The sequence below is a fragment of the Leisingera sp. F5 genome (assembly GCF_001593695.1).
The window spans coordinates 1-1,138 of sequence record NZ_LUKH01001278.1 but is presented as its reverse complement, the minus strand read 5'-3'; the positions used below and the strand labels follow the sequence as shown (position 1 = coordinate 1,138).

The following is a 1,138-nucleotide window of genomic DNA, read 5'->3' as shown; positions in this document are numbered from 1 at the left end:
GATCCTGATCCTGCGGCAGGCCAGCGGCTTCAGCGTAGTAGCGGCCCATCAGCCCCTGCAGCTCCGGGAATTCATAGACCATCTCGGAGCTAAGGTCGGCCTTGGCCACCCGTGCTGCCTGCTCTGCCAGATCCGCATCGGCGCCCACCACCGGCGCGATCTCGCGGGCCAGCGCGGCGATGCGGTCAATGCGTGCGGCCTGGGTGCCCAGCTTATTGTGGAAGGTCACGTTGCCGAGGTTCTCGACCCAGGCGCTCATGCCCGCCTCGGAGTTGGCCACGCGCAAGTCGTTCGTCCAGAAGAACTTGGCATCGGCCAGACGCGCCGACAGAACCTTTTGGTTACCCGCCAGGATAGTCGCGCCATTGTCCGCGGTCTCGCAGTTGGCAACGGTGATGAACTTCTCAATCCGGCCCGTCTTGGGGTTCCTGACCGAGAAGAACTTCTGATGCTCCTTCATGGAGGTCTGCAAAACCTCCGGCGGCAGCTCCAGGAATTCTTCGTCAATAGCGCCCATCAATACCACCGGCCATTCGACCAGGCCGGCGACCTCGGCCAGCAGGCCCTTGTCCTCGACCACGTCCAGACCGTTGGCAAAGGCCTGATTGGCGGCTTCCTGCCAGATCGCCTCAGCGCGTTCGCGGGGGTCCAGCACCACATGCGCGCGCTTCAGCTTGGCGGCGTAGTCGTCAAAGCCGGTGACGGTGATCTCTTCCGGCGCCATGAAGCGGTGGCCGCGGGTGGTGCTGCCCGATTTGATGCCGTCGATGTCCAGATCCACAACTGATCCCCCGGCCTCATCCGACAGGATGCAGAGGATCGAATGCAGCGGCCGCACCCAGCGCAAGCTCCCTGCGCCCCAGCGCATCGACTTGGGCCAAGGGAAATTGCGGATACAGTCTTCCAGCACTTCGGCGATGATCTCTGCTGCCGCACGCCCCGGCTTTTCGATCAAGGCGAAATAGACCGCGCCTTTGGGGGTGTCGCGCTCTTCCAGCTGATCCCGGGTCAGGCCCGCACCGCGCAGGAAGCCCTCGATCGCCTTGTCGGGCGCGCCGACCTTGGGGCCTTTGCGCTCTTCCCGGATGGTGGGGCTTTCAGCCAGCAGGCCATCCAGCGCAAGGGTCAGGCGGCGCGG

The 1,138-nt window shown here is 64.5% G+C and carries 1 protein-coding gene; it reads right to left on the bottom strand.

Translation table 11 applies throughout. The features are described from left to right. The coding region (glyS, locus tag A2I95_RS40755) for a glycine--tRNA ligase subunit beta (RefSeq protein WP_291737995.1) at nucleotides 1-1,138 on the bottom strand (1,138 nt) is incomplete at both ends.